This is a genomic window from Nonomuraea sp. NPDC049400, assembly GCF_044466425.1.
Taxonomy (GTDB): Bacteria; Actinomycetota; Actinomycetes; order Streptosporangiales; family Streptosporangiaceae; genus Nonomuraea.
In genome coordinates this window covers 99,488-117,731 of sequence record NZ_JBITMP010000036.1, presented here as the reverse complement: position 1 = coordinate 117,731, position 18,244 = coordinate 99,488, and the positions used below count along the sequence as shown (strand labels likewise).

The 18,244-nt window shown below is 65.0% G+C and carries 13 protein-coding genes and 2 pseudogenes; 9 read left to right on the top strand and 6 right to left on the bottom strand.

Annotated features, from left to right (window positions below):
* Positions 1 to 114 precede the first annotated feature (114 nt).
* Positions 115 to 486: a Mu transposase domain-containing protein gene (locus tag ACIBVN_RS41145; RefSeq protein WP_397145713.1), complete on the top strand. Its 372-nt coding sequence runs from the start codon at positions 115 to 117 to the stop codon at positions 484 to 486.
* Between the two features lie 65 nt (positions 487 to 551).
* Here the strand turns inward: ACIBVN_RS41145 and ACIBVN_RS41140 are convergent, their stop codons facing one another.
* Complete coding sequence (locus ACIBVN_RS41140) at positions 552 to 1,403, bottom strand: helix-turn-helix domain-containing protein (RefSeq protein ID WP_397145712.1); 852 nt, start codon at positions 1,401 to 1,403, stop codon at positions 552 to 554.
* A gap of 15 nt (positions 1,404 to 1,418) precedes the next feature.
* Positions 1,419 to 2,174, bottom strand: coding sequence for a DUF6879 family protein (locus ACIBVN_RS41135; protein ID WP_397145711.1), 756 nt, complete (start codon positions 2,172 to 2,174; stop codon positions 1,419 to 1,421).
* Positions 2,175 to 2,847: 673 nt separating this feature from the next.
* Here ACIBVN_RS41135 and ACIBVN_RS41130 point away from each other — a divergent pair.
* Entirely contained in the window at positions 2,848 to 3,501 is a 654-nt protein-coding gene (locus ACIBVN_RS41130; protein ID WP_397145710.1) for a hypothetical protein, read from the top strand.
* 148 nt (positions 3,502 to 3,649) lie between these two features.
* Here ACIBVN_RS41130 and ACIBVN_RS41125 read toward each other — a convergent pair whose 3' ends face one another.
* Complete coding sequence (locus ACIBVN_RS41125; RefSeq protein WP_397145709.1) at positions 3,650 to 4,468, bottom strand: hypothetical protein; 819 nt, start codon at positions 4,466 to 4,468, stop codon at positions 3,650 to 3,652.
* Positions 4,469 to 5,560: 1,092 nt separating this feature from the next.
* On the opposite strand from ACIBVN_RS41125, the gene ACIBVN_RS41120 reads away from it, so the two are divergent.
* Complete coding sequence (locus tag ACIBVN_RS41120; protein ID WP_397145708.1) at positions 5,561 to 6,337, top strand: DUF4352 domain-containing protein; 777 nt, start codon at positions 5,561 to 5,563, stop codon at positions 6,335 to 6,337.
* A 160-nt stretch (positions 6,338 to 6,497) separates the two neighbouring features.
* Here ACIBVN_RS41120 and ACIBVN_RS41115 read toward each other — a convergent pair.
* Positions 6,498 to 6,647 (bottom strand): annotated as a pseudogene (locus ACIBVN_RS41115) (IS256 family transposase); the annotation flags it as partial.
* Between the two features lie 375 nt (positions 6,648 to 7,022).
* Positions 7,023 to 7,495: pseudogene (locus ACIBVN_RS41110) on the bottom strand (transposase family protein); the annotation flags it as partial.
* Positions 7,496 to 7,754: 259 nt separating this feature from the next.
* Between ACIBVN_RS41110 and ACIBVN_RS41105 the strand changes: the two are divergent.
* The 4 genes from ACIBVN_RS41105 to ACIBVN_RS41090 are packed head-to-tail and all read left to right on the top strand — an operon-like array spanning position 7,755 to position 15,433.
* Positions 7,755 to 8,075: a CU044_2847 family protein gene (locus ACIBVN_RS41105; protein WP_397145707.1), complete on the top strand. Its 321-nt coding sequence runs from the start codon at positions 7,755 to 7,757 to the stop codon at positions 8,073 to 8,075.
* A 2-nt stretch (positions 8,076 to 8,077) separates the two neighbouring features.
* A complete protein-coding gene (locus ACIBVN_RS41100; RefSeq protein WP_397145706.1) occupies positions 8,078 to 9,742 on the top strand; it encodes a trypsin-like peptidase domain-containing protein in 1,665 nt (554 codons plus the stop codon).
* Positions 9,743 to 9,750: 8 nt separating this feature from the next.
* Complete coding sequence (locus ACIBVN_RS41095; RefSeq protein ID WP_397145705.1) at positions 9,751 to 10,752, top strand: AAA family ATPase; 1,002 nt, start codon at positions 9,751 to 9,753, stop codon at positions 10,750 to 10,752.
* The gene (locus ACIBVN_RS41090) at positions 10,742 to 15,433 is read left to right on the top strand and encodes a NaeI family type II restriction endonuclease (RefSeq protein WP_397145704.1); all 4,692 of its coding nucleotides are present in this window, start codon (positions 10,742 to 10,744) and stop codon (positions 15,431 to 15,433) included. Before ACIBVN_RS41095 ends, ACIBVN_RS41090 begins: the two co-directional genes overlap by 11 nt.
* Positions 15,434 to 15,499: 66 nt before the next feature.
* Here ACIBVN_RS41090 and ACIBVN_RS41085 read toward each other — a convergent pair whose 3' ends face one another.
* Positions 15,500 to 16,321, bottom strand: coding sequence for a hypothetical protein (locus ACIBVN_RS41085; protein ID WP_397145703.1), 822 nt, complete (start codon positions 16,319 to 16,321; stop codon positions 15,500 to 15,502).
* Between the two features lie 212 nt (positions 16,322 to 16,533).
* Here ACIBVN_RS41085 and ACIBVN_RS41080 point away from each other — a divergent pair, with 212 nt between their 5' ends.
* Together ACIBVN_RS41080 and ACIBVN_RS41075 are read left to right on the top strand one after the other, a co-directional pair.
* On the top strand, positions 16,534 to 17,262 hold the full coding sequence (locus ACIBVN_RS41080; protein ID WP_397145702.1) for an HNH endonuclease: 729 nt from the start codon (positions 16,534 to 16,536) through the stop codon (positions 17,260 to 17,262).
* Complete coding sequence (locus tag ACIBVN_RS41075; protein ID WP_397145701.1) at positions 17,259 to 18,242, top strand: NaeI family type II restriction endonuclease; 984 nt, start codon at positions 17,259 to 17,261, stop codon at positions 18,240 to 18,242. The genes ACIBVN_RS41080 and ACIBVN_RS41075 overlap by 4 nt, the downstream gene beginning before the upstream one ends.
* The last annotated feature ends 2 nt before the right edge of the window (positions 18,243 to 18,244 follow it).

Here is an 18,244-nt window from a genome sequence, read left to right as displayed (position 1 = left end):
CGAAGTCGCGCCCGGACAGCGGATGAAACGGGTGGGTCACCCGAACGCGTCGGTACTGATCGTCGCCATCGGGTGTAATCGACGGCGTAATCCAAGGGCCGCGTCGAACGGCAGGTGGACATCGTGCGCGATCATGTCCTGGCCGGGCGCAGCTTCTCCTCGATCGCTGAGTTGGATGCCGCCTTCGCCGCGTGGGTGCCGATCCGCCGCGCCACGGTCCACCGCACCCACGGCGAGCTCATCGGCCAGCGCGCTGCCCGTGACCACGCCGCCCTCGCCCCGCTGCCGGCCAGCGCGTATCTGGTGGCCGAACGGCATCTGCGCCGCGTCGGCAAGGACTGCCTGGTCTCCTTCGAAGGCAGCCTGTATTCGGTTCCGGCGCGCCGGGTGCGTGCTGGTCAGCGGGTGGAGTTACGCGTCACCGGCAGCGAGGTGACGCCGCGACAGGTTCACCCGGCGTCATCGCGGGGGCTTCGCTGTCGTTGAGGAAGTCGATCACTCGACCACCGTACCCCGCTCACCCGACAACGGGTACACCTATCGGGACCCCTTCAGCGTCGAGGGAGTGCGCGCCGCGCGGCATGGATCAGGTTGTGGGCGTCGGCGCCGTACACCGCAGCCTCCTGCAATGTCTTCCAGGTGCGGAGGTGCGTGTTCACGCTGGCTTGGTCGTCGATCCATAGTTCTGCATGCCACGTTTCCACAATGACCTGCCGATCGTCGTAGATCCAGAAGGCCGCTGCAGGAGGGATCTTGAGCAGCGCGGACAGGGGGACGATCCCAAGCTGGACGGTGTCCATGCCGATCGTTCCTGCGAGTCGGTCGAGCTGGGCAGCGAGCACCGAAGGCGGGCAAATCAGGGCGCGAAGAGCAGCTTCCCACATGATGAGGTGGAAGCGTTTCGAGGAGTCGTACAGCGCCTCCTGCCGCTTGATGCGGGACCGTACGGCCTCCTCAACGTCGCGCGGCGACTGCTGGAGCTCGGCGTATCTCGTGAAGATCGACCGAGCGTAGTCGGGTGTCTGGAGAATCCCAAAGATCATGGACGACTCCCAGCCGCGGAATACAGAGGCGTTCGTGTGCGCGTTGAGATGGGTGTCTTGAACCGGCTTATGGCCTGCGGCCAGTTGGCGCCGCCATGATCGAATGTGGGACTCGAAGGCCCTGAGCCTCGCAAGTAATTCGTCGTACGCATCGGGCTGACCGGTCGCGTCCACCCACTTGCGTAGATCGTCGGGTGTGGGTGTTTGCCTGCCGTTTTCCAGCTTGCTGACCTTGGACTTGTTCCACCCATATTTCTCGGCGAGCTGTGCACCGGTGAGCCGACCTCCAGGAGCTGAGAGCCGAAGGTCGCGCAGGCGCGCTCCAAGCGCTTCCCGTGCTTGCTGGTAATCCGTGCTCACCGGTGCGCACCTTATCTACTCCTTCGCGGTCAGCTGCGCCGCGAACTCCTCGTACGGGATGGCATGATGCATCGCTGCGTCGCGTGCCATGGAGTACCGCAGCACTGCCGCCGGCTCCGTGATCAGCTCGACGTTGACCAGATCGTCGGCGTCGTCGAAGTTGAGTAGTGCTACCAGCCGTGAATCGAAGATCCAGAAGTCTTCGGCGGGCAGGCCGAGCCGGTCGGCATCCATTCGCCAGAGATTGAAGACCCTCTCGCCCACAGCACTGTTGCGACGCGCGTTGTCGAGCAGGTAGAGCTGCCCCGTGGTAGGCGGATCATCGACGATGCGGACCCGCTCGAACCGCTTACCCAGAGCGGTCTGTTCGCGGCGTTCGGCGCACCATGCCGCGTCGGCCCCGTCCCAGTTCACGGGCTCGCCTCGCGTGAACTGGGCGTAGGTGTCCGTGAGCTCGTCGGAGGCGTAGCGACTCCGGGTCTCCAGGCGCCATGCCGTGTGCTCGAACTGAGTGAAGAGCCGATCGAATTCGTCCAGCGTGATGATGTGCGGCAAGCGAGTGACCTCCTTCGGGCCGAAGTCCACGAGCAGTTCCCGCGGAACCACGATGGCCGTTTCGCCCTGACTCAGATGCCGAAGCTGAGCGATGTCCCCGCGGTCGGTGAGTGGCGGGCCGTGCACGATGATCTCCCCCGTGACGAGATCTTCATGAATGGCAGGGCATCCGTTGACGCCGGAGTTTGTGCCGTTGAAGCGCAGTCGTCGCGCCATGGCCTTTCCCTTCCACTGGGGGTGGCTGATCTCTCAAGGTTCCCCCGAGGCGAAGCCTCATCTACGAGTTTCTGCCGACTCACTTTAGGAACATTGCGCAACATCACCAAGCAGTCAAGAAACTTTGCGAAACCTCCATGGCATCGGCGATGGCGCGCTCCCTAACGTCCAGGTCATGGACAGTCACGGGTCCGAACCCCCTACACCACCGCCCGCGTCGGGCGCCACGAGCAGACATGTCGGCGGCGACGTGACGCGGCGTCGGCAGGCCGAAATCCCGGAGTTCCGCGAGGTTACGCAGCTGCTGGACGGCACCTGGGCCGCTATCCATAAGGCCAGTGGTCATGTCATCACCGCCGTGAGCTTTGAGCTCCTGGAGCGGGTTGAAGCTCCCCGGGTGCGCCTCCTCTATGGATGGGGGTGCCTCTCGTGAACGAGGACGAGATGCGCGCCTACTACGACGTTCCGGAGAACGCGGAGTACATGTGCGGCCTGCTGGCGCGTGCCCATCCGGGATGGCACGTCCGGCGGCTCGCGCCAGACCGGACCCTCCATTCCGCGCCTGTGTGGTGTGCCGGCACGACTCGTGGCCGGCGAGCCATCGTTCGCTGCTCCAGGAGAACGCGGGGCTGCTCAACCTCGCCATGACTATGGTCGACGAGGGAGAGGTGGCATGAGCGGATACACCACCGTCCCCTACACGATCGCCTACGCGAACGAGCTGCTGGAGGACCCGCTGGGGTTCGACTCGCACGGCGGCCGACTTCGGCTCGCTTACCAGCCATCCAAGCCTGGCGACTGGGTGAAGGGCCCGGCGACGCCGTCATGGGCGGCAGGTATCTTGCGCGCCCGAGTGCGTGACCTGCGGGACAAGCCTGACAAGCGCGGCCCCGAGCGGATGCGGAAGCTCAACACCCGCCGTCAGTGGCGGTGCATGGACAAGCGGCTATGCCAGGTGTGCGGCGAAGCGGCCACAGATCCGGAGACGGGCCTGATCTCGTGGGCTTTGACGAAGACGGTGTTCGAGCGCACTGGCCTGGACAGCGGACGGACCAACGCCCCGCCGACGTGCTCGACCTGCATCCCCCTGGCGCTGGAGGAATGCCCCCAGCTCAAAGAGGACTTCAGCGTCTACACCGTGGCCGCCTTCAAGAGCGTCGGAGTGCTCGCCGACATGTACCGGACAGGGATCGCCCAGAAGATGGTCCGCACGGAGAAGAACGTGTTCGTCGGCTGGGGCTGGTACGAGCACCATCGGCATGCGCTTGCCGTGGCCCAGGTGGTTGAACTGTACGGCATGCAGCAGGTCGGGTACCCGATCTTCTAGCCCCTCATACGGCCCGGCTCCTGTGGCAAGACCTTGAGACCAGAGCGGGAGCCGGACGCGATCCTAGGTAGAGACGAATCTCCTCTACTTAGGATCGCGCAACAAGGTCGTTCTTGGAAGACGCGAAGGCAAGTGGATGGGCGACCTCTCACCGACGCCTCGCAAATAGACCAAACCATCGGCGACGGCTACCGTTGTCTGGCTCCCTCGACGCGCCTGAGGGTGCTAGATCAGGCGCGATGATGGTACGCAGGAGTTCACCGCTAATCGCGTCACGCTGCTCGGGTCCAAGCCCACTCATCGCCTCGATAAGCCGTTCGGCGGCGAGATAGCGAGAAAATTTTACCGGCTGGTCGAAATACGTGTGCAGATGGCCGGATGCACTCTCTTGAGAGCGGATGAAGGTGCGGCCAATGTAGCCTGCAAGCGCCGCCGAAATTACGCCCAGCACCCCGGCGACAAGTGTCGCACGAGGATTCGAGGCGTTTACTCCCAGCACGGCAAACACCAGCAGTAGGAGGAATCCTGCACCCATCGCGAGCTGAGCGTTGTGGAAACTTTGCTGTGCATGAGCAGTGGCAAGCTCGTGGTAATAGTTCAGTCGTGATTGCGTTATTGTCCACAGCTCCACAAGTTTGAGGTGCTGCCTTTCTGCCAATCTCTCTTCGGCATCGTGAAGCGCCTGGAGTGCCGTTTCTCTGCGTTGAACCTTCTTGTGGTGCTGTCGTGTCGCGATCGCGGCCAATATCACTATTAGAAGGGCCGCAGGCCCGACCAGCCACCACTTCACTGGATTAGTGGGGGCACCTTTGGCCAGGTCTATGATAGCCAGCACGATCACCAAGATCGTTAGGCCCATCATCACTGACAGCAGCGTCGCCATGATCTGATGCACGCGCGGACCGAAAGACTTGAGGCGCATTGGCCTGGCAACCTTAGAGGTCTCGAGCTTCGGGACATCGAACATACTCACAGGATATCAACCGTATTGACGCGCGCTAAATACGGTTCTTGCATTACTTTGTTTGCAACTGGATGCCAGTTTAGGCGCCAGTGATGCTTTTTGGGCGGTCTAAAATATCCGCTGGCAGAAACTCGCGGATTGGCATACTAAGGCTTTGCTAAACGCTCCTTTCCTTTGGTGTTCGACTGCGGTTTGCGTAGGTAGGCTGGACACGTATCGGCAACACCCAGCGTGATGCCATCATGTCTGACTGCGAACGCGTCAGCGGCCTACTGCCCGCTTCTCGCGTCGCCGTTCCTTGGCGTTCGGCAGGCCATCGGTATCACATGTGAAATGGTACATCGGATGGTGAGAAAGAGGCGCTGCCCCTCCCACTGCAGTAGAGGAGGCGGGCACTGCGGGACCAGCAGCGGCCGATAGGCGCTTGAGCGTAACCCCACCCGAACCGGGTGCATAATGCTGCCATTGAATGTCTTTTGAGGGCAGCAACACCATTCATTGGGTTCGTCCTAGACGTCAGAGGGAATCTAGCGAGTCTCCGGCTCAAGGAGTGGAGGTGTGTCCCTGTGGGCCACGGACTGGACTTTCGGGCGGCTGAGTCGCTAAATAAGAGCCGCCAAGAACTGACTGACGCGGAGCGTGCGCTGTTGGCAGAACTGCTCCGTGCGGTGAGCGCAGGTACTTCGATAGGGGGCCTGGCAAGGGAATCGGAATAGCCCCGCCATGGCATGGCGTCCGCTGCGGGCCACGGGTACAGCTCGCAGCAAGAAAGCCCCAACCGGTCGGTGATCCGGTTGGGGTCTTCTTCGTGTGAGAAACGGGACCACAGGCCTGTGCAGTTCAGATTAGCTGATCATGCGGGTTTTGGGGCGACTCCGAGACGAGGTCGGCGCCTGGTCCACGGTGACCACGAACACGGCCAGGTGGCCACCGCCTTCCAACTGATGTTGTTAAGGGTGGGTGCCGCCCGCTGGAGCACCCTCGACACGGCGGGCGACACGACAAGGTGTCCGAATGTGGACAGGCGATTCTTGTCACCCAGCGGCATCCTTGGAACGTCCCACAGCGCCTTCCCTACGTCTCAGGAGACGCAACATGGGCTACCCGTCCCAGCCGCAAGACCCGTACGGCCAGCAGCCGCCCCAGCCCTACGGCTACAGCGGCCCCCAACCGACGCACGGGTACGGATACCAGCCGCCCACCAGCCCGGCACCCCAGCCGCCGCGACGCAACACTGGCCTGATCATCCTCCTGGCGGTCGGCATTCCCCTGCTTCTCCTTGGGGGCTGTGCCGCCGTCGGATTAGCCCTGTTTGACAGCAGCAAGGACAGGGTGGTGACCGAGGCCGACTCGCCGGTCGCCAGGATGCCATCCAAGCAGCCAGAGGAGAACCAGCCACCCGCAACGGAACCCGCCCAGCAGCAGCCGCAGGAGCAGCCAAAGCAGGAGTCATCCACGGCAACGGTCGGCGGCTCGATCACCCTTCAGGGGAGCGACCCGGGGCTGCAGGTATCGGTCACAGTGAACCAACTGGTGAACCCCGCCAACCCTGCTCAGGACTTCATGAAGCCGAAGACCGGTAGCAAGATCGTTGCGGTGCAGGTGACGCTCGCGAACGTAGGCCGGGCGGTGTACAGCGATGCTCCGACGAACGGTGCTCTGCTGATTGATGGTGAGGGTCAGCAGTATCGTTCGTCGTTCCATGACGTGCGTGAGGGGCAGTCGCTTAGCGGCATGGTGACGATCAACACGGGGGATTCCCGCAAGGGGATGATCGTGTTCGAGGTGCCTGAGGGGGCGAAGTTGGCCAAGCTCCAGTTCGCGTTGAACAGTGGGTTCGCTGATCAGAAAGGCGAATGGACGCTGTCCTAGGGTGTCCCGTGGATCATTTAGGCCAGGGGCGCCTCGATCGCGGCTCTCGCGCGTAGGCACGGGGGGTAAGCCGGGCCGCCATCCGGACCACGCTGGCGGGGCTGGTGCCCGACCAGCCGATCCCGCCTCCTCGGTCAGGATGATCAGGGGGAGAAGGGGCCTCGTTGGGTGCAGCGCCGATCACTGCGGTCAGCTCCGCCTCGATGAGAGCTTGGTAGATGGTCTCAGCTGCTTGCCGGATCCGTTCGCTCGCCTCGGAGGTCTTGAGTACCTTCAGCACCTCTAACAGGGCAGACTGGTCCAGGGCCATCGTGTGTTTCTCCTCTGCGTGTCACTTGGCGGTTTCACACAGAGACTCACGCGATGGCCCGCTGTCGTTGAAGGCGACGCGCCGTTCGAGGCCGGTTCTACACCACTCGACGGGACGTAACCAAGCGTTCGTGACGGTGAGGTAGGCCAGGCGAAGGAGCACGGCCGATCATCATGCCGCACCCCGCCTCCCTCTCCTGATCGCCGGAACTCGTGCATGCCGCACGTAGCCCTAGCAAAGGGCGTGACCTGGGCGGACGTAATTTTCGGCAGGCGCACCGTCACTGGACTGATCAACGAGTACCGCAGAGCAGCCTGATCGCCGGCAAACGCCCAGCTCAGCAACCGTATCCGCCTTTTTGGCACAGCACAGGCTCTTGAGAGTGAAGCCATCGACACGCAGCACGCGCGGGATCGGCAGCGATGGCAGCGGCAGCCGTATGAGTAGTCGCAGTGCCGTGGATGTCGAGACCGCAAAGGCCAGGACCGCCGAGAGCTGAGCCCCCGCCCGGCTCGCCAGCTCTTTGACCACTGCGCCCAATTGGCCGGTGAGCCTGCTGGTTCGACGCTGGTAGCGCTCGAGCAGCCCGGAACCTGCCCGCGAAACGTCTGCCGCGTGCATCCCCACGCCGGGCAGAGCAGACGCCGTACCTGTACCGACACCACCACCCGCCGCCCGCCGACCGGGACATCCGTGACCGCCCGGCTGCCGTAGCCGTGCACCCGACCGGTCAGTGCCCCGCACACCGGGCACAGTACCGGCTTGTCGCGAGTACGGGGCATGACCCGAATGAGGTCGTCCTCGTCCCTACATCCTCGATGACCAGCAGACAGCTCTGCAAACACCACATCCGCAAGATCGTCGATCTTGAGCCGACCCAGCCTGGCGGGTGATCGCTCAGCGCTACCACCGATTACGGGACAGAGCCGTTAAGTTGACACTCCCCTTTTCGGCAGGCACAGCCCCTGAGGCGTGACGCAACATGCCGTCGGGAAACAGGGTCAGGCAATGGAACGGTCAATCATTCCTCGGCGGATATCCCTCTCCTACCAGCCGATCTTGTTACATTAAGCCCGGCGGTGAACGGAATCGGCGTGGGGAATCGACATGAGCGAGCTACTGCGGTGGGAGTTGGAAGAGGGTTCGGTTGTGGTGGAGGTCGCCGACGAGGATGCAGGTGGCTTCCAGTCGGCGTCCGTCTCCCCCGACGGCATCGTCTATGAGGTGAAGGATCGTTTCGAGGACGCCTTGCAGAACGTCCGCACCGCAGCGGCCTCAGCCTTGCGCACTTTCAGGGACAAGGCGCTGAACCCCGACGAGGTGGAGATCGAGTTCGGGGTGAAGTTCAACGCCGCCGCCGGGGCCATCATCGCCAAGACGGCAGGGGAGGCGCACTTGAAGGTCAAGCTGACCTGGTCCCGTGGCTGACCATGGGTGAGCCGCGGTGGCAGGCCCAGATCCGGGCGGGAAAACAGCTGGGCGCAGGTTTCCTCCTGGACGAGCGCCATGTCGTGACCTGTGCTCACGTCGTCCCGGGGATGGAGCAGGCCGTGGTCTCCTTCCCCGCAACCGCCGGCAGGCACGCCGGTCTGTCGGCCTCCGTCGTGCACCGTGGCCCCTGGGCCAAGCCGCACGACCACGGGGATGTCGCCGTCCTGCGGCTCGATGGGCCCGTCGACATCGAACCCGCCGTGCTGGCCAGGCCGGACCAGTTGCGCGTGGCCGGAGCCGGGGAGCTGAAGGCATACGGGTTCCGCAAGGGCAATGAGGTGACGGGGTCAATCGCGACAGTGACAGCGGACTGGACGCACTCACTGTTGGGTGAGTGGACGCAGCTCACCAGCGTCACGGGGCACGGCGAGCGACTGGAGCGGGGCTTCAGCGGCGCCGCCGTCTACTCGCCTCGCTCCGGCCTGGTGGTCGGCATGGTGACCGACGCGGACCAGGACCCCTCGCGCCGTACCGGATTGATGCTTTCCTGCCGGGCGCTCCGCGAGCACTGGGAGGATCTCGACGACTGGCTCGCGCCCGCATGGGCGACCCAGGAGGACTGGCGTGAGCTGCGCCGACTGGTGCGAGAGCTGGTGGCGCCAGAGGCCGCCGCACGCGCCTACCTCAGCGCCTTTGCCGGGCGTCCGCTCGACAAGGAGTTTGGCTCAGCGTGGGATGCTGTCCGGTTCGTCGTGGAGGAACATCCGGCGGATGGCGACTGGCGGCAGGGCGAAGAACTGGCGGCACTGCTCGACTCGATGGCCGCTCACCTGCCCAGGCAGCACGCGTTCGAGCGTCTGCTGGCCTGGCGCAGGCGAGTTTTAGCACGCCCCCCAAGCAGGCACACGGCCACTGGACCTCCGTCGATCATCATCAAGATCGAGGCGAGCGGCGGAGGAGGGAACCAGGTCACGTTTTCGACCTGGGGTGCAGGGGTACGCCCGCTGTTCCGGCACCACGAGCGGGTGCCCACTAGGCGGGTACGCGCCCTGGTGGAGCAGGAGCTCCCGGCCTTCCTCGGGTGTGTGGAGGGACAGGAGTTCCTCGTCGAGTTCGTGCTGCCGGAGACCTGGCTGGACAAGCCCGTCGAGGAGTGGGGCAGCGACCCGGATGACCGCGAGCCACTCGGCCTGCTCTACCCCGTGGTCGTCCGGGACGTCAAGCGCCTGCGGCCGGGGCCGCGGCGGGCCATGGCGCTAACCCGCTGGTCCAGGCTGCGCAAGGTCGGGGCGCTGCAACCTGATCTCGTCGGCTGCCGCGACGCGCGCGACAATGGGGCGCTCAGGAGATGGATGGCGCGCGACGAACGCTCGGTGATCGTGCACGCCGCTCTGCACAAGCCGCTGCGCATGATGGCGCTCAAGTACGGCGTCCCCGTCATGGTCTGGTCCCGCGGGTCCTGCACCGGCCATGAGCACGGAGCCTGCGCAGAGGAGCTCTTCCTGGAGGACGTGGTCCGGATAATCAGTGAGATTCACCCAGACGACTTACCCCGGCATGTCCGGCGGCTCCGATCCGGGGACGCGGCTGGGGACAGGAAGATCGCACTCTTCTGGGACGATCCGCAGCGCTTGGCGGACCCGCCGCTGGCGATGGCACGGTGAGAGGGACGATGACCGACTGGCTGATCTACACAGGGAACCGGCCACCGCACGACGGCATCGACCGGCTGCCTCCGCCGCCTCCCTGGCGGACCTTCGATGGCAGCCCCTTGGTGCCGTCCGCTCCGAGCGAGCCGACCGCCACGCATCAAGCGCAGAGCTACCGCCCGGCGCCCGAGGCCATCGAACAGGTGAACGCGGCACTCTACCTGCGCCGCCCGCTGCTGGTGACGGGCCGTCCAGGAACGGGGAAGTCCAGCTTGGCCTACTCCGTCGCCCACGAGCTCAGACTCGGCCCGGTGCTGCACTGGCCGATCACCAGCCGGACAACGCTGCGCGACGGCCTGTATCAGTACGATCCTCTCACCCGGCTCTACCAAGTCGGCAGCCACGACGGCAGCACGATGGAATCCGAAGAGGACATCGGGCGGTACATCCGCCTTGGTCCGTTGGGCACCGCGCTTCTTCCGTCCGCACGGCCGCGGGTCTTACTCATTGATGAGATCGACAAGAGCGACATCGATCTGCCCAACGACCTGCTCACGATCTTCGAGAAGGGCGAGTACGAGATCCCCGAGCTGGCCCGGCTGGCCCGGCCCGAAGTGAATGTCATGACGGCAGACAGCGTGGAGCGCGCGACCGTGACCAGCGGGCTAGTGCGGTGCAACGCGTTCCCACTCGTCATCATGACCAGCAACGGTGAGCGCGAGTTTCCCCCGGCGTTCCTGCGCCGATGCATGGTCGCCCGGCTGCCGCAGCCGGACCGGGACACGCTCACGGAGATCGTCCGCGCACACCTCGGCGAGCTGGCCGACCAGAGTGAGGACCTGATCGAGCGTTTTCTCGCCCGAAAGAACGCGGGCGAACTAGCCACCGACCAACTGCTCAACGCCGTCCATCTGATCCATCACGCCGCCGCGACCGCGGAGGACCGCGTCATGCTCGCCGACAAGATCATGCCGTATCTGGGCCGGAGCGAGGATGGGATGGCCGAGCCGAGCGATGTCGATTGACCGCTTCCACGCAATCCTCGGCGAGCTCGGCGCGGACCTGACCCCCCGGGAGCTCGCCGAGACGCTGTGGCTGGCCTGTCACACGGCGGCCGGCGATGCCGCTGCAGCCTCCTCGCCGCCGGCGCCCCCGCCCGCCGCTGCTCGAGTGGCCTCCCCCGATCATGCGGCACGCGGCACGGCCGACGGCCCCGCCGTTGGGCGCTCGGTGGCCGGACGGCGTGCCAGCCGGGAACTGCACGTACCGCAGCGAAGCGAGCGGGGTGGAAACGCGGTGGCCGTGCTGACACCGGGCGCCCCCATGCTGAGCAGGCCGCTCGACCTGTCCCGGGCGCTGCGGCCGCTCAAACGTAAGGTGCCCACGGGCCGTCCAGAGATCCTGGATGAGGAGGCCACCGCCGCCCACATCGCCGAGCAGCCCCGAGGCAGACGTCGCTGGGCTCCGGTGCTCGCGCCCGGGTGGGAACGCCGGCTGGAGCTCGCCCTCGTTTTTGACGCGAGCGCATCCATGCCGATGTGGCAACCGCTCGCCCACGAGCTGGCTGAGCTGTTCGCCCGCGTGGGCGCGTTCAGGGACGTACGGCTCTGGAACCTCGTGCCGTCCCGCGACGAACTCTTCGTCGGACCCGCGCTCGACTCCGGCGCCATCACGAGTCCCGGCATGTTGGTAGACCCGTCGGGCCGCCGGGCTGTGCTGGTGCTGAGCGACTGCGCTGGGCCTCACTGGTGGGACGGCCGGGCCGGGCGGGTGCTGCATCGGTGGGCAGCGCACGGGCCGACCGCCATCCTGCAACCGCTCCCCGAACGTATGTGGTACCGCACCGCGATCACCACGGCGGCCGCGCTGGCGACTTCGTCCCGACCGTACGCGCCGAACGGGATGTTGCGCTGGTCCCCGGTCGATGGCGCCGACGACGTACCGGGCGGCGCGCTGCCCGTGCCTGTGATGGAGATCGCCCCGAACTGGCTCAGGAATTGGTCCCATCTAGTCGCGGGAACAGCCGGCGACGGCGTCCCCGCGGCCGTCGCCTGCCTGACTGGCGCGTCACCACCGCGGGAGGTGTGGGTCGAGGACGAGCACGCGCTGCCCGTCGAGGATCGGGTGGCCCGGTTCCGGGCGATCGCCTCTCCGCAGGCTTACAGGCTGGCCGGATACGTCGCGCTCACCACCCCGTGGTTGCCGATCATGAAGATCGTGCTGCGCCGGTTGATCCCGGGCTCCCGGCCCGCCCATTTGGCGGAGCTCATCCTAAGCGGTTTGCTGAGGCCTGACGATACGGGCCAGGGGCTGTACACGTTCGTGCCCGGAGCCCAGGAGGCACTGCTGGAGACGCTGACGAACTCGGCCGCCTGGCACGCCATCGACATGCTGCAGGAACACACCGTCACAGCGGAAATCTCGGCAGAGATCGAGGCCGGGCTGAGGTCGGGCGCAGCCGGTTTCACCTCGCTCCTGCGAGTGGAGCCGGGCCGGGGAAACGTGGCGCTGGGCGAAGGGTCGCCGCCCTACGCCGTCATCAGCGCGCGCGCCGCGTCGTTCTTCGGCCTGGAGCTCGCGCCCGATCTAATAGGAGGGCCCTTGAGCTCTGGACCGGTGTCCGGTTCAGAGGCGGCCCTGCTCTCCGGACCGGTGCCGGAGATGGCGCGGGCGTTCCAGCCGAGGGCGCACCTACGGGCGTTGATCGAGGAGCAACTCGGCTCAGGGACGGTGATCCTCCGCGGAGGTTCTGGCACGGGAAAAAGCCAACTCGCGGCCGCGTGCGCACGCGACCACGCCGCCGCCGGAACGCCGGTCTTCTGGGTGAACGCGGCCACCATCCACCACTTGCTGGACGGGCTGAACGCCATGGCCACCGCGCTCGGCCCGCCGGAAGATCACGAGGATCCACCCCTCACCGCCGAGCGCGGGAACCCCTCACTCCGTCGGCATCTGCTCATTCTGGACGACGCGGCGAACCCTGAACTGGTGGCCAGGACACTGCGGTCCTACCAGACGGACAAGGTGATCTTAACCACCCGGGACCGACAGTTCGACGCCCTAGGCCACTTGATCGAGGTCACCAGGTTCACCGATCAGGAGGCGCTGTCCTACCTCCGCGAGACCGTCGGCGAGGAGCACGCGGAGATCCTCCTGCCCATGCTGGGACGAGTGCCGGCCATCCTGTCGCTAGGGGTCGAGTCGGTCATTCGCCATTTTCCCAACGGGCTCGAGGCTCTGGAAAGATGGGCAGCCCAGGGGCTGGGCTCCTCAGGGTCCCACCTCTTCGACCTCCTGCTCGACAAGCTGCCCAGGGAGCAGGTCCGGCTGCTGGAGGAGCTGGCTCTGCTCGACCCGCGGGGCATCTCGGTCAGGATGTTTTCGGCCGAGGGAGAGCGGGCCGTGCTCGAAGCCCTGACCGAATCCGCTCTGGTTGGCTTCAGGGACGGATGGGTCGTATTTATTCACGACATCATCCAGGAAGCCGTACGGGACCGAGCCGGGAGAAGGATCTGGGACGCGCTGGCGAACGCCATCCGCCGCTGCGAGCTGATCTACGGCATCGAGGCGGCGGACGCGTGGCGGGACCTGGAATTCCTGAATGTACTCATTGATCACGCGACGGCCCTTCTGGAGCACACGATCCGGCTGGCCGACCGCGACAACGAGCCGCACCGCCTCCACACCGCACTGTCAGACATCCTCGACCTGCACGGCCATGCGCTGGGCTTGCTCAACACAGTCAGGGACTTCTCTGGCGCGATCTCCATCGCGCAACAAGTCTTGGAACACGCGACGCCCCTGCTGCCGCAGGACCATCCGGGACTGACCCGCGTCCGCAGCCACCTGGCGACTGCCTACGAAATGACCGGCCGCCACGACCAGGCCATCAACCTGCACGAAGAGGTCCGAGACGCCAGGCTCCGCACGCTGGGCTCCGACCACCCCGACACGCAGGACGCCAGAGACGGCCTGGCGTTGGCGTATCTCGGCGCCGAGCGCTACTGGGACGCCATCGACCTGCAGGAACAACTGCTGACCGATCGGCAGCGAACGCATGGCCTCGACGATGCCAAGACGCTCATGGCGTACAACAATCTCGCGCTCTCCTATCTCAGCGTCGATCGAGCGGACGAGGCCGTGACGCTGCTGGAGACGGCGGCGGAGACCGGCGCCAGAGCGATCGGGGAGAGCCATCAGACCACGCTCATCACGCTGGACAACCTCGCATTGGCCTACGCGCGGCTCGATCGGGAGGACGAGGCCGTCGACCTGCACCGTCTGGTGGTAGACCGCAGGACGCTAACACTGGGGGAGAAACACCCGGATACTCTCATCTCGCTGCACAATCTCGCGGACGTCTACCAGCGGGTCGGCCTGCTGCCAGAAGCGATCACGCTCTTCCAAGACGTGCTGGCGACCAGGGAAGATCTGTTGGGCGCGGACCATCCAGACACGGTGGCGTCACGCACCGCGCTCGTGTTAGCTCACGAGCGGGCGGGTGACCTCGAGGCGGCCATCGCGGTGTGCCGACAGGGCGTCGAGCGGCTGCGGATCCTTCTGGAGGAACAGGCCGGCCCCCAACTGCTCGTCCTGGCACAAGCTCTGACCCAGCTGGCCTTCCTCCAGGCGGCCTGGGGAGGCGCCGTCGAGCGCGACGCCGCGCTGAACGAGGTGGCGGTGCTCGCGGACAGGATGGCCAGGAACGGCGACATCGCCTGGGCAGAGGAGGTCATCGAGCAGGCCAACCGGGTCAGGCGCTCGGGCGTCGCCCGCCGAGTCCCGGCCCGCGATGGAGATCGCAGGCTCCCGTCTGGCGAGCTCGACCCGGAACTTGAGAGCGTCTTTAGTACGCTCTCCGAGCTCGATCCCGTGGGGGACCGTGTCGCCGGGGTGTTGAGGCGGTCGTTCGACCAGGTGCTCGATGGCGTGCGCACTGGCCGCTTCCGATGGGATCAGCTTACGAAAACCGAGAAGACCGGCATGGCGAGCTGGGTGGCGATGTGGTTAGGCCGTGAGTTCGGCCTGCCTGACGGCGTGGATCAGGATTACGAGATCGACGGGGTGGAGGTGGGCTGCTCGTTCAGCACCAGCAGCGGGGGCTGGATGTTCGCGCCGAGCCGGATCGGCGGCGTGCGCGTGCTGCTCTGGGCGAATGACGAAGGCTCTGTCTGGGGCATGGGCGTGCTCCGCGTCCAGCCCCGCTTCCTTGCGAAGGGAGGCAACCGGGATGGAAGACGTCGGCTCAACAAGCTCGGGCACGCCGCCATCCGCTGGATCCACGACCACGCTCCGCTCCCCCGAAACGTGCTACTCAGTCTTCCCTCCGAGGACATCGACGCGATCTTCCGTGCGGGCAGCGTCCACCAACGCCTTAGAGAGCTGTTTTTGCGGGCGCAAGGCCGGATCGTCAGCAGTACCGCCGTGGCCACCGTCGCCATGACGGAGTTAGGGACGAGACGCGTCAGAGATGTCCGCGGCCCACTTGGCCTCGAAGGCATCGTCATCCTCGGCAACCACCGTGAGCATTGCCAGATCGCCGAGGCCCTGGCGCTCCCAGTGCCCAGCCAGGGCGAACTCATGAGTATCCGGCTCGCGCGCCGCGCGCCGCACCACCATGAGGCACCCTGGGTGGAGATTCGCGGCGAACAATGGGTTGTCGCCCAGGAGGAGGATCCCGTTCAGCCCGCTCCACCCCTGCTGTAAAGACCTTGGTGCCGCCGGAGGGCTCCCGTCAATCAGTCCCCGGACGAGTCTCTGCGCATGGCGTACTCAGGAAGCTGCGGAGGCATGGAGGGCCGTGCGCAAACGGCTCGCTGCGACGCGGACCTGCTCCAGGCTTGGGAGATGCACCACTCCGAACCTAGACGCCCGTTCCAGTTGAATCGGGTGGAAGTGAAAGGGCGGAACAGCGTCGGCCAGAAGTTCGCTCGTTGGAATCTTGCGTCCCTGACCGTCCTTGTGGAACTTAGCGTTCTTCACAAGCAGGCTACATACCGTACGACCGCACCAGAAGTCGACTCGAAAAAGCGCGTCCGCGAGCGGGTGCATCCGTACGTCGAGCCCGGCGTTGCGGAGATGCACGACCACGAAGATCTCCCGGAGGAAGGAGTAGTAGGCGTTCCCAACCCTCCAGCGCATGGAATCTGTGGCTACAGCCCTGCTGGGCCCGCCCGGCGCTGACGATACCTGGGTGATCTTGTCCTGAGCGGGACGCCACAGCATCTCGTTTCCCCGAGGATCGTCATGGACGAACGCCCGGAACTGCTGCCAGGTGGGCAGCGTTTCCAATGACTCCACTGCGAGATGGAAAGTATGGGTGAAAGCGAAGTCCGGATGCCAGTCGACGATCGCCTTGACGCTCTCAGCCGTGGCGCGCTTCACCTCGCCGAGGGCATGCTCGGTCGACATGCAGACGCGCTCCACATCTTCAGGAGTCAGACGGTAGATGGTGGAGGTTTGATGTGCGAGCACCTGTGGGACGACCGTGTCCTTCTTGGCTGGGTCGTCAAGCCATCGTTGGAGTACGGCCTCGGTGAGGCTGGTCACGTTGAACAGGTCGAGCACATCTTGAGCGGTGGTGCGAAAGATCACAGTGGCCCCATCCGAGGGTTGCGGCCTGCAGGGACATCGAACCGTTCTATAGGCGAAGATACGCGGCGCCACCGACAAATATGGAATCAAAGCGGGCATGGCTGGATCTACCTAGCTAGATGCCGTTATCTGCCGACAACTTGCCGGATCCTGCCGCAGAGGCTAGTCTCGAGAGGAGAGATCTTGATGGGGAGTTGGCCTCATTGCGATCCATGACCGGGAGCGAGGGCCTCTTGGTAGACGTCGTCTGGACGAACGACAAGCTGGGAACGCGGATTCGCGTTGCCCTATGGCTACATAGTGAAGTTGGCGAAGGAAACCGGTTCAACAAGCAGCAGCTGAGGAAAGCAATCCCCGGCATTGAGCAGGTGGACCGGCGGATGCGAGACCTCCGGCCGGCCGGCTGGGTCATCAAGACCTACCGCGACATGGCCAGCCTGGGCCCAGATGAGCTGTACCTCGAGAAGGTCGGTACCCACATTTGGGAGCCTGGGCAGCGCTCGGTTGGGCTGCGAACGATCAGCGGCAAGCTTCGCCGCGAGGTCATGGAGCGGGACAACCATCGCTGTGTCCGCTGCGGCATAAGCGCCGGCGAGGAATACCCCGACGATTCCGGCAGCCACGCAAGGCTCACCCTTGGGCACATCACGCCACACAAGCACGGTTCGGCTGCCCGGCTCGAGGATCTTGTTACGGAGTGCGCGCGATGCAACGAGACCGCCAGGCACCTGACGGGAGCCCAGCTCTCCGCCGAGCAGATATGGGACCGTATACAGGAACTGCCCAGAAGGGAAAAGACGAAGCTGTTGACCTGGATGGTGGCCGATCGAAGGGCCGCGACGGAAACCGAACTGATGTGGGCGCGTTACCGCCAGCTTCCCGCCGCGCATCGGGACGCCCTCAAGAAGCAGCTCGGCATCGTGCTAGGGAGCGGCAGTTGAGCATCAGCAGCGACGTCACCCAGCCTGTGAACGACTCGGAGCTGGAAGCGGTCTTCTCCCATCTCATGGGCCTCGACGAGGATGGCGCGAGAATCGCAAAGTCACTCCGGAGGACGTTCGACATGCTCCTGGATGGTCAGCACACCGGCCGTTTCCGCTGGGAGCAGTTGCACAAGACTGAGAAGACCCACTGCGGGACTCTGGTCGAGATCAACCTTCAGCGGGAGTTCGACTTCGACGATGGTCACCTACTGGACTACTCGATCGTCGGAGTTGAGGTGGACTGTAAGTACTCCCAGGATCTCGGGGATTGGATGATCCCGCCGGAGGCAGTCGGGCAATTACTCTTAGGTCTCTGGGGGAATGATCAGCTTGGTCAATGGTCTGCGGGCCTGGTTCGTGCGCATCCGCGCCTTCTGACGTCGGCCAAGGGAAACCGTGATCTCAAGCGCCGCCTGACAAAGGAAGGCAAGAAGACCATTCGCTGGCTGTTCCGGAACGCCCCACTCCCGGAGAATGTGCTGCTCCGCATACCAGAGGAAGATGTTGCTGCTGTCTTCGCCTGTGGGCCTGCGGGACACAAGTGCAAAGGTCATGGGAGCAAACGCGTAGACGAACTCTTTCGCAGAGCACAGGGTCGGCTGGTCAGCAGGACGGCTGTGGCAACCGTGGCGCAGCAAGAAGACTACATGAAGCGGATCCGCGGAAATGGCGGCGCTCGCTCCAGGCTCCAGCCTGAGGGCATCGTGATCTTCGGCCAGTATGACAGCCACAGGGACCTTGCTCGTCAGCTTGGGATTCCAGTCCCTGGCGCGGGTGAGTCCATCAGTGTCCGGCTCGCGGAGCGCGGCCCCGAGCATGGCGACCTGCCGTACATCCTTCTCGAAGGGAAGCGATGGGTAGTCGCAGGACCTGATGATCCAGTAGAACCCGCTCCTACCCTGCCAGAGATCAAGCGATCCCCCTCAGCGCAGGAGTAGCT

Coding starts and splice junctions, on each gene's coding strand:
- ACIBVN_RS41135 (WP_397145711.1), bottom strand. CDS start 2,174: ATGGCGCGACGACTGCGCTTCAACGGCACAAACTCCGGCGTCAACGGA.
- ACIBVN_RS41100 (WP_397145706.1), top strand. CDS start 8,078: ATGGGTGAGCCGCGGTGGCAGGCCCAGATCCGGGCGGGAAAACAGCTG.
- ACIBVN_RS41120 (WP_397145708.1), top strand. CDS start 5,561: ATGGGCTACCCGTCCCAGCCGCAAGACCCGTACGGCCAGCAGCCGCCC.
- ACIBVN_RS41080 (WP_397145702.1), top strand. CDS start 16,534: ATGACCGGGAGCGAGGGCCTCTTGGTAGACGTCGTCTGGACGAACGAC.
- ACIBVN_RS41125 (WP_397145709.1), bottom strand. CDS start 4,468: ATGTTCGATGTCCCGAAGCTCGAGACCTCTAAGGTTGCCAGGCCAATG.
- ACIBVN_RS41130 (WP_397145710.1), top strand. CDS start 2,848: ATGAGCGGATACACCACCGTCCCCTACACGATCGCCTACGCGAACGAG.
- ACIBVN_RS41090 (WP_397145704.1), top strand. CDS start 10,742: ATGTCGATTGACCGCTTCCACGCAATCCTCGGCGAGCTCGGCGCGGAC.
- ACIBVN_RS41105 (WP_397145707.1), top strand. CDS start 7,755: ATGAGCGAGCTACTGCGGTGGGAGTTGGAAGAGGGTTCGGTTGTGGTG.
- ACIBVN_RS41095 (WP_397145705.1), top strand. CDS start 9,751: ATGACCGACTGGCTGATCTACACAGGGAACCGGCCACCGCACGACGGC.